The sequence below is a fragment of the Shewanella sp. KJ2020 genome (genome assembly GCF_024197625.1).
Taxonomy (GTDB): Bacteria; Pseudomonadota; Gammaproteobacteria; order Enterobacterales; family Shewanellaceae; genus Shewanella.
This window is the reverse complement of record NZ_JAKUKD010000032.1, coordinates 82,925-96,142: the sequence shown is the minus strand read 5'-3', so window position 1 is coordinate 96,142 and position 13,218 is coordinate 82,925. Positions and strand designations below refer to the sequence as shown.

Below are 13,218 nucleotides of genomic sequence, written 5' to 3'. Positions count from 1 at the left end.
AATACACTCTATTTCGGTACGTTCTGCAGATGATTACGCGGTCGTTAGGCTTTAGGCAAGGTCAAACGTGCGACACGGCCTTTGGGGAAGTCCGCTAAGCTAACCATTTGACCATCTAAGCTTAAGGTCGCCACATGGGGCGCGCCTAAAATAATCTTAAACGGTGGTACACCGCTCACTTGCACTGCAACGCCAGCGCCTTTAACACCATCGACTAAGGCTTTGCCTTTTGCATCGACAATATTTATCCAGCAATCACCGGTTAGCTGAATATCGATAATCGATTGTCCCGCAGCGGTAACCGGACTGTTTACTGCTGTGGCCGTTGGTGTTGAAGCAACGGATGTTGAAGATGTTGGTGTTGAAGCTGCAGGTGTTAGTGCGGGCTGTTGAACCACAGGGGCGGCAGTTTGCGGCACAGTGGTGGCAGTGATAGCAGTGCCACCATCCTCATTGCTCGTATCCGTTGTTGCAGGATAAGTATTATCCGTAGGTCCAGAGCTCACATCGATAGCGTTTGCGTCGATAGTGCTGGCATCGGTATCTTTAACCGGACCGTCGATTGACATAGAGCCGTTAGCGGCTATTTCTGTCAATTGCTGACTCGCATCGGTTTCGGTCAGCAGCACATCCCCAGGTAGGGTTTGATTGGCTGCGGCCACTTCCTCTACGGTCGGTTGCGACACATCGACATGGGTTAACAAGGTCGATTTTTGCATCCACCACACTACGAGTAATCCAAGCAACACGATAACAATAAAAAAGCTCAGCCACTTTAACTTAGTGTCACGAGCTTGATAGGTCGTCTTGCGTGAAAAACTCTGCATGGCAGGCTCAGTCACTGAGGGGACTTGCCTTGCAAGACAGGCCTCAATGAGCTGGATATCAACACCCACCATTCGCGCATAGTTTTTGACATAGCCACGAACATAAGTCGAAGAAGCAATATTGATGAAATTGTTAGCTTCAATGTCTTCCACTATACGGGGACGTAAATGCAGTTTCACCGCAGTATCGGCGATGCTTAACCCCATTTTTTCACGGGCGGCTTTTAATACACTTCCAAGCGTTACATCAGACACCGTCGACTCGGTTTCACTAGGTTCAACGGGGGCAACTGGCGCATTTATTTCTTGATCTTTCATTGATGCAAATTAACTCTGTATTGCTTGGCCTGAGGTGATGCTGGAAATTTGGCAAGCAATAAAATACCAAATTTCTTAACCGCAGCATCATCATTCATCGCCTGCTCTATTTTTATTCCGAGCGCTAAACTCTCTGGAGTCTGGGCTGCCACTTGGTGATATTGCGCGAGTTGATTACGCGCCTTAATAAAATCACCCTGTTCAACTTCAAGCTCGACCAACTCCATCAATGACACCGAGCGTCTCGGGTCATACTTTAACGCCATCTGAAAATACTGTCGTGCCTTTTCTGCTTTTCCCGCTTGCCGGCTACAAAGACCTAAGTTTTCATAACTCGATGCGGTTCGCGTATATTTGGGCATTTCTATTGCGGCCAAAAACATTTTTTCAGCTTTTTCGTATTGCTTTTGTTGACACAAAAACACCCCAAAGTTATTCATGGAATCACCGGAGACATCCTTAGAACTGATCGCGTCTTGGTACGACTGCTCAGTGCGAACGAGATCTCCTACGGTTTGGTAGTAATAGGCCATCGCGATATGGACATCTTCCAGCTCTGGCGCATATTCTATTGCTTTATCAAGATTATATTTAGCTTGTTCCGAGTTACCTCGATTCAAATAGGTTAAGCCGAGCTGCATACGTTCCCTAGCGGCGGCAACGCTATCTAATTTCCGCTCCGAAACTGGAATATCTGTTCCTGAATAGGTGCGCTCAGTCACACACCCCGTCATCAACAATGACAGCGCAAGTGCTAATGAAAACCCTGACAATCCATGCTTCATGGGCAAGCCTATAAATCTGTGCAAACAAAGAGTTAATTCATTGTGACTGAAATCTGATTTTCTTGCATGCGTTTTTTTGCCAAACGTTTAGTTCTGTCGCGAATATCCCCCGCTAACTGCCCACAGGCGGCGTCGATATCATCACCGCGGGTCTTACGCACTATCACAGTTAAACCGTACTCCATCAGTACCTTTGAAAAACGATCGATTCTCGAGTTTGATGAACGGCCATAGGGAGAACCTGGGTACGGATTAAATGGAATAAGGTTAATCTTACAGGGGGTATCTTTCATTAATTTAGCCAGTTCGTGGGCTTGCTCTGTGCTGTCGTTGATATGATCGAGCATCACATATTCAACGGTCACGCGGCCACGGTTAGCATTCGATTTAGCAATATAGCGACGGATCCCCGCAAGAAACTCCTGCAACGGATATTTTTTATTCACAGGTACAAGGATGTCACGTAGCTCATCGTTAGGGGCGTGAATACTCACGGCAAGAGCCACATCTAAGGCGTCGCCGAGTTTATCAAGCGCAGGCACAACCCCCGAAGTAGATAGAGTCACGCGGCGTTTTGATAAACTAAAACCAAAATCATCGAGCATAATATCCATCGCAGGGATGACGTTGGCTAAGTTGAGCAGAGGCTCGCCCATACCCATCATGACCACGTTGGTAATAGGACGATCGCCAGTGTCCTTGGCAAAACCTAAAAAGTGCGACACTCGCCAGATTTGACCCACGATCTCAGATACGGTCAAGTTACGGTTAAACCCCTGCTGGGCGGTGGAGCAGAAAGTGCATTCAAGGGCGCAGCCTACCTGTGATGACACACATAAAGTGGCGCGATCATCTTCGGGAATGTAGACAGTTTCAACTTCTTGGCCGTCACCGACATGAATGGCGAACTTAATAGTGCCATCGGTGGATTTTTGAAAACTGGATATTTCAGGTGCCACGATCTCGCAGCGCGCCGCCAGTTTTTGGCGTAACACTTTATTGATGTTGGTCATTTCTTCGAAGTCACTGACGCCGAAATGATAGATCCATTTCATGAGCTGATCGGCACGGAAAGGTTTCTCTCCGAGATCGGCAAATAAGGCACGCATGGCCTTACGATCAAGGTCTAATAAATTGATCTTCTTTTCACTCATACCACTCACCTCAACACCAAAACCTGCAACAGGGCGGCGAATTATACAGACGCAAAATTTTTTTAGCCAGCAACACGACTCGACTATGGTAGAATCTCCCCGGGCTAACGTTGGCCTAAAATACGGAGTTGTAATACCACCTATATGTTAACCCTCATCATTATAGTGCTTGTCGCTGTTGCGGTTTCTTTTCTGTGCAGTGTATTCGAAGCTGTTTTGCTCTCGGTTACCCCTAGTTATATCGCCTCACTTGAGCAAAGTGATCCTGCTGCGGCAGCAAGATTACGCAAACTCAAAGATGACGTCGAAGCACCATTAGTGTCGATTCTCACCTTAAACACCGTTGCCCATACTGTAGGTGCCGCCGTTGCCGGTGCCCAAGCGGCAAAAGTATTTGGGGATGATATGCTGGGCGTCTTCTCCGGGGTATTAACTTTTATTATTCTGTTCTTCTCGGAGATTATTCCTAAATCTGTGGGAGCGAACCATTGGCGTCGCCTTGCACCGAGTGTTTCCATTGCTATTACGTGGATGAAGCGAGCCACTCAGCCATTGATTTGGTTGTCACAAAAAGTGACTCACTTTTTAGGGAAAGGCGAAGAAGGTCACTATATCCGCCAAGAAATGAGTGCCATGGCAAAGATCGGCCATGAATCGGGTGAGCTTGATGAGCAAGAGTCTAAGATTTTGACTCAAATGCTAAAGGTACGCGATATGCCCGTCACCGCCATCATGACACCGCGCACTGTGATGTTCTCGCTACCTGTGGATTTAACGCAAAATGAGTTCGTGCGCCAATATCGCGATAAGCCATTTACCCGTATTCCCGTTTACGATCAAGACCATGACGATATTATCGGTTATATCACCCGCACCGATGTATTACTGGCCGAGCGTTACACCCCGGATATGCCGATAGGTGAATTGAAACGCAGTTTATTTGTGGTGCCTGAAACCGCAAAAATTTTGCCACTCTTTGAGCGCATGATTAAACGTAACACTCAAATCGCTATGGTGGTCGACGAGTACGGCAGTAGCCAAGGTATTGTGACTCAAGAAGATATTATTGAATCCATGTTGGGCTTAGAGATTGTCGACTTAAACGACCCCGCGACCGACATGCAGCAATTGGCCCGTAAACTCTGGACCAAACGCATGAAACAAAAGGGGATTCGTCTCTCCGACGACGGCGACTTTGAAGCCGCTGCCGAGGATGACGAAGCGAAATCGGGTTAATCTAGGTGATTTAGTGGTTGTTAAAGTAAAGGGAGCTAAGCTCCCTTTCTTGTTTTAAAGGAGAAGGTTATAATCTCCCGCCGTATATACCCAAACGACCTGAAGATACGAGTTTCAGAGCGCCTAGGGTGCTTCAATTCAAGGCGCATCAATGAAAGAATGTCGGCCACCTTTTGAATTGATGCAACACGGAAGTGGAGTGCTCTAGGCGCTCCGTCCCGGCGGCTGATGTTAACCACGGGGTAACGCACTTTATACTGCGTTGGTTATTTTTAACTTAGCCCGCTAGGTCTGCAAATAACCGCCTTGCCTAAAGTGAGTTAAAATCCCGCTGAATCCTGCATCTTCAGGTTGTTTGGGTATAGAGATACGTTATGACACAGGGCTACAGACTTTCACTCGCGCATATCAACGATACACATTCGAATTTTGAACCGAGCCGCGTACAATTCCCCCTCAATGTGGGTCATAAAACCCTAGATGTCACCAGCCACAGCGGTGGTTATGCCCGTCTTGGGTATCACATCGCCAAGGCCCGTGAACATGCAACGCAGCGCAATATCCCTTTTTTATTCCTCCACGGCGGCGACAGTTTCCAAGGCACGCTCTATTTCAGCCATTTTAAAGGTAAAGCTAACGCTCACCTGCTGAATTTGCTCGCCCCCGATGCCATGGTGATAGGCAACCATGATATCGATGAGGGCAATGCCCGCCTCGCCGACTTTGCCAGACAAATCGATTTTCCCTTGCTGGCTGGTAACATGGATTTAAGCCAAGAGGATGTGAATAAACTCGGCTGTCTGCGCACGGTTCCCAATATTTTGGCCTTTGATGAAAAGTCACAATTAGCGACTTATCTCCTCAAACCCTTCTACGATACAAAGATAGCGATAATTGGCATTACGCTAGATCAGATGAAAGAGATTGCTCGCCCCGATCCCGATACTCATTTTGTCGATGCCATCAGTACAACGGCGCGAACTGTGGCACATCTGCATGCCGAAGGGATTAAGCACATCATAGTGCTCAGCCACTTAGGCTTAGATCAGGATAAACGCCTCGCCGAACAAGTCTCGGGGATCAGCCTGATTGTCGGTGGACACACCCATACCCTACAGGGGGATTTTCGCGCCCTAGGTTTAAGTAACCTGCCCTATGGTGAAGTCATTAACGGCACGCCGATAGTCCACGCGGGTAAATATGCCGAAGTCGTTGGCTTAGCCGAGATAGAGTTTGATGCCGAAGGACGGGCGATAAACCTGAGCGGTGGTAACCACTTCATGCTAGATCAGCATTTTATCTTAAGTGCCAATACCGCCGTCGATGACCAAGATTATCAAGCTGTGCGCCAACAGCTCAGCCAACATCCGAATATTTTTTGGGACGATACCGATACCGATATCGCGGGTATTATTCGGGATATCTACAAACCCGCCATCGCCGAGATGGAAAACAAAGTCTTAGCCCTAGTACCTAAAAATCTGGTGCATACGCGCCTGCCGTCCAAGGCTTTGCCCCACGGCAGTGAAATCGCGCCTTGGGTGAGTCGCAGCATGTTTCAAGAGGCCAAGATTGAAGATCCTCGGGTTCACTTTGCCCTGCATAATGCGGGCGGAGTACGCCAGTCGGTTGCCCAAGGCCAGTTGACGCTGGCGGATGTGATGGGACAATTACTGCCCTTCGAATTACCGCTGGTTAAATATGAAATCCAAGGCCAATTCCTCTACCAAGCACTGGAGTCGGCCATTAATGCCGCCACTAACAATAGTGTACGGGGCACGGGGGCTGGCAGTTTCCCCTACACCTACGGTTTACGCTATTACTACGATGGCAGGCGTCCCCTAGGTGAACGTCTTTTTAAATTGGAAATGATGCAACAAGATGGGCCGTCACTGTGGTATCCCGTCGAGCCAGAATCTTTATACGTTGGTGTATCAACCTCTTATACCGCCGCAGGCAAAGAAGGTTATCACCCGCTATTGCAGGCACGTTGGCAGGAGTCGATAGAGTCACTCACCCTTCCACAGGCATTTATTCGCTTCTTAAATCGGGCCCCTAATCTCGCGGATTTCTTATCCCCCCATGTGCATTACACTAGCCATTTAAAGCGTTCCGGCTAAACTTTTCCGCGAAATGAGTTGAGCAAGCCCTGATATTCAGGGCTTAGCTTAGGATTATAAGCAGATAACTAAAATAACCAATCACAATGGGGTAAACGCTCGGCAAACCAGGTCAGCGCCTTACCTTGGCTTCCCTTGCGCCAGGCTAAAAATACCGCCTGTGCGGGTCTAGGGATCTCGACTTCACAGGCAACTAATGCCCCCGATGCCAACGTATCTAAGATCAAGTGTTTTGGAATATAGCCAACACCTAAGCCTAACTGCTGCGCTTTAATCTTGGTCTGCATATTGGGCACCCGAATGACCTGACGACTATCAAATAATCCGCTCGAGCGTTGCGCTAAAGCCGTCGAACTGTCCGCTACCACAATGGATGGAAACTGCAATAGGGCCTCGGTTGGGATGGGCTGCCCATATTGCGCCAGTGGATGGGATGGATTAAGTGCAAATACAAACTCCAACTGACCAATTTCCACTAAATGGTATTGCCCCTTGGGTAACTCTCCCGTCACCCCAATAGCAATGTCAGCTCGACCCGAATAGAGCGCGTCCCAGCCGCCACCTAATGATTCTTCGCTGAGGTTGATGGTGACTTGCTTACCTAACTCGGTAAATTCACCGACCAGTTGTAACAGGGGCAGATCCGGCACTACAGTATCTATGGCTAAGGTTAACGAGGACTCCCAGCCAGTTTCAAGCTGGCGCACCGCTTCTTCAAGCCTCGATGTAGCGGCAAGGATCTCCCGCCCTTGGCGCAAAACCAACTGACCGACTAGAGTCAACTCCGCCCTTTGCCCCTTACGTTCAAATAATTTTACCCCCAAATCGCTTTCGAGTTTCTGCACTGTATAGGTCAGCGCCGATGGCACCCGAAATAACGATTCGGCTGCTGCCGAAAAACTCCCTTTCTTATCAATAGCATCAAGCACAATTAAACCATCTAAACTCATTATAGGTAACATAAAAAACTCACATTCAAATTATTTGAAATAGATATTGAAAATGTTCCGATTTTCTTTATCAAAGGTCAAGTCTACACTGCTTAGTAATGGAGCAGTTCTCCTGAAATTGCAAAGAAAACTGGATTAAACAACTTAGTTAAAATACGCATTAAACATTCGTTAAATAATTTGAAATAAGGAATATCCCATGAAAGCACTTATCACTAAAACACTGACATCAACCCCAAGCTTGGCCCCACTGGCACTGCGCATTCCTATTGGCATCATCTTGTTAGCCCATGGTTCTCAAAAACTGTTTGGCTGGTTTGGTGGTTACGGCTTAGAAGGCACAGGACAATGGATGGCATCCATTGGGCTAACGCCTGGCTACTTAATGGCGCTGATGGCGGGTTCAAGCGAATTCTTCGGCGGCCTATTCCTGTTGCTGGGCCTGCTGACCCGCCCAACCGCCCTAGTGTTGTCCTTCACTATGCTAGTGGCAATTTTCTCGGTCCATATAGGTAATGGCTTGTTCCTTACCAATAATGGCTATGAATTTGGGTTAGCTCTGTTAGCGGCAACGGTATCACTCACGTTTTCTGGCGCCGGCAAATTCGCACTAGATAACCTATTCGCTAGCCGTATCAAATAAGGAGAAGAAGATGATCACAATCAGAAAAGCGCAGGACCGTGGTCAAGCTGACTTAGGCTGGCTAAGGAGTCAACATAGCTTCTCTTTTGCTAGCTACTATGATCCTGAGCATATGGGGATCTCATCCCTTAGGGTGATCAATGATGACAGAGTGGCACCCGGGGCAGGTTTTGATACCCATGGGCATAAAGACATGGAGATCATCAGTTATGTGATTTCAGGCACTATCGCCCACAAAGATAGTTTCGGAAATATCAAAACCTTACCTGCAGGGGAGTTTCAGTTGATGTCGGCGGGTAAAGGTATTTATCACAGCGAGTTTAATGCCTCAAACACTGAGCCGCTGCATTTTTTACAGATTTGGATCCGCCCAGACACCCTAGGGATCGATGCGGGTTATCAACAAAAAGCCTTTGAGCAAACATCGGCACTGACCCCTGTCGTGACACCACAGGGGGAAAATGGCACCTTGAAGGTACAGCAGGATGCGACCTTATATCGACTAAAACTCGCCCCAGCCGAACAAGCGACGCTGGAGCACCTTGAGAAAAACCGCAATGTGTATGTGCAATTAATCGAGGGTCAGTTGAGCGTCAATGGTAGTGAAATGCTTCCCGGGGATGGCGCCCATTTAACGGGGCTAGATTCAATTACATTTATAGCGACACAAGGTGCAGTGACCGCGTTAGTATTTGATTTAGCTTGATGATTTGATTCAAGATACAGTAAGCCCCACTGCGACAACCAAGCCTTAATTCAAAAGCGTAAAAAGAGTGATTCAAAGCAGTGCGTCGAAAACCGTTACTAAGAAACCGCCTAGCAGGTCTAAGGCGGTTTTTTTGTTATATTCAGTTGGTGTTGAGGGTTCAAGCAAAGGCCTAATTGGATAGTGACAACATCAGGCTAAAATTGACTAATATCTGTGCTTTATCCTGTAATTTATCTTCAGGCGTTAAGAATCTGCGCAGTTCATTACGGCGAATACAGTTAAACCCGTGTTTCTCAAAGAAAGGCCGCGCTTGATAAGAAGCCTCAACCGTTAACCTTTTAAAGCCACGCTTTTTCGATTCTTCCAATAATGCCAAATATAAGAGCGTCGCAACCCCTGCTCGGCTGTAATCAGGGTGTACAAATAGGCAATCGACCTCAGCAACCAATGAGTCAATTTCAGTATCGGGACAGGGCTTTAAGTTAATAAACCCAACTAATTTCCCTCCCTCTTCAGCAACCCAAGTGGTTGTGCCTTCGAGTTTGGTTAGCCAATAGGATCCGCTGCGTGCCTCGCCTTGATGCTGCGCCCACGCCAAACGTTCGGTTAGCGAATAATATTCCTGTGCCCCTTCCATCACACTGGCATCAAATACTGTCGCAACCTGCGCCACATCCTTAGGGGAGAATAAGCGTATCTGCATCCTGTCACTCCTATGGGTTAAAGCATGTCAGTTGACAATAACGGCAAAATAAGTCCGTTCAATTACCATTTTTTGATCATATAAAAGCTCGGCAACACTTGCCCCAGCTTTTGTTGATAACTTCGCTGTACTTGGGTAAATCCCATCTTGGTAAACAACCCCTTAGATAAATAAGAGGCATCTACGCTCAAGCTCGAATATCCCTGCAACCTAGCCCAGGACTCTAAGTGGCGATAGGCCAGCTCACCTAACCCTTGGCGCTGCCAATCTGGGTGAATATACAGGCTATCTATATCGCCCCTGTGGTGAAAATCGGTTTCGACATTGATAAATCCCACACAAATCTTAGTGAAGCTTGCCGCATCTGTCACCAAAATAATCCAAGCTTGGGAACGGCTTAGGCGCAAATGCCAATGCTTAGCGGATCTCGGCGCCTGGGACCAAGCATTCAGGAGAACCGGTGGATAACGCTCATGCTTTATATTGTGCACACAAAAGTGGAATAGTTCGCTCACTTGGCGGGCATACTTAGATTGATAGGGCACTATCTCAATAGTGTTAGGGGGAGTCACTGTCAGTCCAGTCCTTAAACGCAATGGGGCTATTCTGCCGCGTTTCTACCCAAGGTGGTAGAGAATTACAAATTCAAAAACAACTCATTCAAAAACAAGTCGGCCCCGAAAGATTCGAGGCCGATGGGCTGACTAGCTTGTACTAATCACTGTGGTTAATCGATTATTTCTTTTCGATTTGGCCAACAAAAAGCAACTTATCAAAGGTGCGATTTAAGGTCTTGCTAGTGAATTCATTCATCCACATTTGCTCAACCACGGCCACTTTGTCACCCTTGCTCACTTCAGTTTGAGGACCTGCGGCCCAAAACGTAGTGTCAGCTTCTTTAATCTGTACATAGGTGTAACCGCCACCATTCATAGTATCTACAACAGTACCTTCATGAGTCACGCCTTGCGCCCAAGCACTTGATATGCCTAAGGCTAAGGTTGCTACTGCCGCTAATTTTACCCATTTTGCCATCATGCCTGTGTTCCTTTTGTTTTGCTAATATGCCCCATTAAAGCATGCTAAAAGCAATAAATCGCTAATCTCTATCACGAAATACAACACCTATCGCAAAAGTGTGATTTTTCTTCGCCCTAGGGGAACTCATTTCAATAGAGGTTTCAACATGCCCTCTAAGCCATTGAGCTTGATTTCATATATTAGGGCTAGCTGCTCACCCAACTTTCCCTGTGGAAAACCCTGCTTATGGAACCAGACTAGATAAGGCTCTGGCAACTCAAGTAATTTTCGTCCGGTATATTTACCGAAGGGCATAATTTGATTAACAGCATCGATAAGCTGTTGCTGATCCATCTCGATATCCTTGGGGAATAGCCTATATTTTGCTAAAGCATGCTACAGCAGAAGGGGAATATACCCAAGCGACCTGAAGATACGAGTTTCAGAGCGCCTAGGCTGCATCAATTCAAGGCGCATCAATGACTGAGTGTCGGCCACATTTAAGAATAAACTTTCAACAAATTCGGCCCCAGATTGGCACAATGAGAATGAACAAAACCATGCTCAGTGCACAGACGTTCATCTTCACCATAGGCATTAATACTGACACAAGTGCCAGCATTAACCCGTTCATCAACAAAGGCCATAACACGCTCTAAAATGATCTTAGCAAGCCCATAATGTTGGTATTCAGGAAGCACAATAAAATCTTCAATCGCTAAATGCCTTGGTCTGTCGCCATACACACAGGCTGTTGCTACCACATTGGCGCGCGTCTTTTCAGTCTTATCTTTAAGTCTAACCGTCACCCAATATAGCGCCTGAGTCTGCCGTTGATCCGCCTGTTCAACCCCAATGGCAGGATGCCCCGCAGCTCCACGTAAATTGAGTAACTCATGGAACAATGGCGCGGTTTCAGCTATTTCAAATTCAATTGGCATAATAGTTTTAATATCCATTTTTGCATCCCTTCACTAATGTAAAAAATCAAGGTGATTAGACGGCATAGTAGGGAAATCATAGCGGTATTATTTGGCAATTTGATGACAGGCCCACAGAGCAACAAGACAACTTTCGACTGAAAAAATCGATGCTCCCATCTATAACTAATAATTTTTTGCAATATATAAAATTTATTTCAAACAAAAAAAGCATAAGAAAAGCGCAAGCGTTAACAGAGCAGAAAGGATAGTAAGCCTGCTGGCACATCGGCACTGATTAGTAATATCACTAAAAAACGCAAAATCAACAACTTAATAACTACAAAACACAACTCCCCAACAAATGAACTCATAGTCAAATAAACGGCATCCGACGGGATAATGACAAATTAAACTCCGGTGACATTTTATAAAAAACCGTCAAAAATCAGATAATTGACCATCGTTAACACAAGGTTTACATTCATTTCAGAGAACAAGGTGCGGTAACGACTTAAAACCTATTAACGACCTGCCAAGTGTCATCCCAAGTATTGAGGAATACGTCATGATAGTGTTAATCGGCGGCGAAAAAGGCGGCAGCGGTAAAAGTTGCCTCGCGCAAAACATCGCAGTATTTCTAACCACTGAATGTGGAGCCTCTGTCATTATGGTGGATTGCGATCCCCAGCGAACCACATCCGACTGGATCCATGCAAGGAACAACAATCCTAAGCTTTCCACCATTAACTGTGTACAGCTGTATGGCAAAATTCGTAACGATCTCCTCAGCCTAGAACAACACTATGATTTTGTCTTAGTCGACTGCGGTGGCCAAGATAACCTCGCACTGCGGGCCACTATGTCGGTGGCATCCCACATTTTAATGCCCCTTAGGCCGAAACGCCGAGATCTAAAAACCGTCAGCCACATGGATGACATAGTCGCCACCTGTCGGATGATTAACCCTAAGTTGCGCGCATCATTTGTGATCACCCAATGCCCCAATTTACCTAATCAAGCAAACCGAATCTTAGAGGCCAAAGAAGTCTGCAAGACCTACGATATCAATGTGCTCGATGCTATTACCTACAGCCGTAATATCTACGATGACAGTGAAGAGTCGGGATTATCTGTGGTAGAAATCGAACCTAAGGGAAAGGCCGCCGCAGAGATCCGCACTATTGCCTGCGAACTCTTCCAGGTTGACAGTGCAGCCTCCTTAATTGCACTACTGCGCCCAAGTACACCAATAGAGGCCCACCGCGCCCAAGTGGATCAACATCATCTGAGAGGACAATATGGGACTCAGCGATCTCAAGAAAAACGCTATGCCATCTAGGGGCTCAGCACAGCCCGTCTCTTTAGATGAATTTATCGATGCTGCAACGCGCTATGCCATGGGGGAAAACCTTCATTCGGAAGTGCTGCCATTAAAGAGCTGCGCTGATGTCATCAATGAAGCTCAACTTAAAGCCACATTGGACTCATCCAACGTGGTGAGTTTACATCGGCAAACTATCCCATCGGCGCAATTACAGCCAGAAACGGCAGCAGATCAAAAACCACACGACCGCCCCCACTATCGCAAGGCAACATTCTCCTTGAGTGAGGCAGCCATTACACACTTAACCAAGCTTTCTGCAGAAAGTGAAACATCAAAGTCCAAGTTAATTCGATTTTTAATTGAGCAGCATTATGCTTTGCCAAACGCTTTAAGGCAGATGCGCGAGCAGCAGATTAAAAAATCTTAGTACCGCGCAATCTCCCACCCTTTTCCGGTGACCTAGAATGTTTAGGTTTGCCGGTTTTTTTTTTGCTTAAAAACACCCT

Annotated in this window: 15 protein-coding genes; 6 read left to right on the top strand and 9 right to left on the bottom strand. The window is 46.7% G+C overall.

Annotated features, from left to right (window positions below; all coding sequences use genetic code 11):
* Window positions 1-44: 44 nt before the first annotated feature.
* From MJO46_RS18355 to MJO46_RS18345, 3 genes are read right to left on the bottom strand one after another with little or no spacing between them, the layout of a single operon-like run.
* Window positions 45-1,145, bottom strand: coding sequence for a RodZ domain-containing protein (locus MJO46_RS18355; RefSeq protein ID WP_253990566.1), 1,101 nt, complete (start codon window positions 1,143-1,145; stop codon window positions 45-47).
* On the bottom strand, window positions 1,142-1,930 hold the full coding sequence (pilW, locus tag MJO46_RS18350) for a type IV pilus biogenesis/stability protein PilW (protein WP_253990565.1): 789 nt from the start codon (window positions 1,928-1,930) through the stop codon (window positions 1,142-1,144). Before pilW ends, MJO46_RS18355 begins: the two co-directional genes overlap by 4 nt.
* Before the next feature lie 32 nt (window positions 1,931-1,962).
* On the bottom strand, window positions 1,963-3,084 hold the full coding sequence (locus MJO46_RS18345; protein WP_253990564.1) for a bifunctional tRNA (adenosine(37)-C2)-methyltransferase TrmG/ribosomal RNA large subunit methyltransferase RlmN: 1,122 nt from the start codon (window positions 3,082-3,084) through the stop codon (window positions 1,963-1,965).
* Between the two features lie 144 nt (window positions 3,085-3,228).
* Between MJO46_RS18345 and MJO46_RS18340 the strand changes: the two genes are divergently transcribed.
* Entirely contained in the window at window positions 3,229-4,320 is a 1,092-nt protein-coding gene (locus tag MJO46_RS18340) for a CNNM domain-containing protein (RefSeq protein ID WP_253990563.1), read from the top strand.
* 374 nt (window positions 4,321-4,694) lie between these two features.
* A complete protein-coding gene (locus MJO46_RS18335) occupies window positions 4,695-6,440 on the top strand; it encodes a bifunctional UDP-sugar hydrolase/5'-nucleotidase (protein ID WP_253990562.1) in 1,746 nt (581 codons plus the stop codon).
* A gap of 68 nt (window positions 6,441-6,508) precedes the next feature.
* Here MJO46_RS18335 and MJO46_RS18330 read toward each other — a convergent pair whose 3' ends face one another.
* Window positions 6,509-7,402: a LysR substrate-binding domain-containing protein gene (locus MJO46_RS18330; protein ID WP_253990561.1), complete on the bottom strand. Its 894-nt coding sequence runs from the start codon at window positions 7,400-7,402 to the stop codon at window positions 6,509-6,511.
* A 187-nt stretch (window positions 7,403-7,589) separates the two neighbouring features.
* Between MJO46_RS18330 and MJO46_RS18325 the strand changes: the two genes are divergently transcribed.
* Together MJO46_RS18325 and MJO46_RS18320 are read left to right on the top strand one after the other, a co-directional pair.
* The gene (locus tag MJO46_RS18325; protein ID WP_253990560.1) at window positions 7,590-8,033 is read left to right on the top strand and encodes a DoxX family protein; all 444 of its coding nucleotides are present in this window, start codon (window positions 7,590-7,592) and stop codon (window positions 8,031-8,033) included.
* Between the two features lie 10 nt (window positions 8,034-8,043).
* Complete coding sequence (locus tag MJO46_RS18320; RefSeq protein ID WP_253990559.1) at window positions 8,044-8,739, top strand: pirin family protein; 696 nt, start codon at window positions 8,044-8,046, stop codon at window positions 8,737-8,739.
* Between the two features lie 172 nt (window positions 8,740-8,911).
* Here the strand turns inward: MJO46_RS18320 and MJO46_RS18315 are convergent, their stop codons facing one another.
* From MJO46_RS18315 to MJO46_RS18295, 5 genes are all read right to left on the bottom strand, one after another.
* On the bottom strand, window positions 8,912-9,445 hold the full coding sequence (locus MJO46_RS18315; protein ID WP_253990558.1) for a GNAT family N-acetyltransferase: 534 nt from the start codon (window positions 9,443-9,445) through the stop codon (window positions 8,912-8,914).
* Window positions 9,446-9,507: 62 nt separating this feature from the next.
* The gene (locus tag MJO46_RS18310; RefSeq protein ID WP_253990557.1) at window positions 9,508-10,017 is read right to left on the bottom strand and encodes a GNAT family N-acetyltransferase; all 510 of its coding nucleotides are present in this window, start codon (window positions 10,015-10,017) and stop codon (window positions 9,508-9,510) included.
* A gap of 163 nt (window positions 10,018-10,180) precedes the next feature.
* The gene (locus tag MJO46_RS18305; protein ID WP_198780598.1) at window positions 10,181-10,483 is read right to left on the bottom strand and encodes an NrfJ; all 303 of its coding nucleotides are present in this window, start codon (window positions 10,481-10,483) and stop codon (window positions 10,181-10,183) included.
* Between the two features lie 126 nt (window positions 10,484-10,609).
* The gene (locus MJO46_RS18300; protein WP_253990556.1) at window positions 10,610-10,819 is read right to left on the bottom strand and encodes a DUF3820 family protein; all 210 of its coding nucleotides are present in this window, start codon (window positions 10,817-10,819) and stop codon (window positions 10,610-10,612) included.
* 146 nt (window positions 10,820-10,965) lie between these two features.
* Window positions 10,966-11,424, bottom strand: coding sequence for a GNAT family N-acetyltransferase (locus MJO46_RS18295; protein WP_253990555.1), 459 nt, complete (start codon window positions 11,422-11,424; stop codon window positions 10,966-10,968).
* Between the two features lie 529 nt (window positions 11,425-11,953).
* Here MJO46_RS18295 and MJO46_RS18290 point away from each other — a divergent pair.
* Window positions 11,954-12,727 (top strand): AAA family ATPase, encoded by a 774-nt coding sequence (locus tag MJO46_RS18290; RefSeq protein ID WP_253990554.1) that lies wholly within the window; start codon window positions 11,954-11,956, stop codon window positions 12,725-12,727.
* Complete coding sequence (locus MJO46_RS18285) at window positions 12,687-13,139, top strand: CopG family transcriptional regulator (protein ID WP_253990553.1); 453 nt, start codon at window positions 12,687-12,689, stop codon at window positions 13,137-13,139. The genes MJO46_RS18290 and MJO46_RS18285 overlap by 41 nt, the downstream gene beginning before the upstream one ends.
* Window positions 13,140-13,218 lie beyond the last annotated feature (79 nt).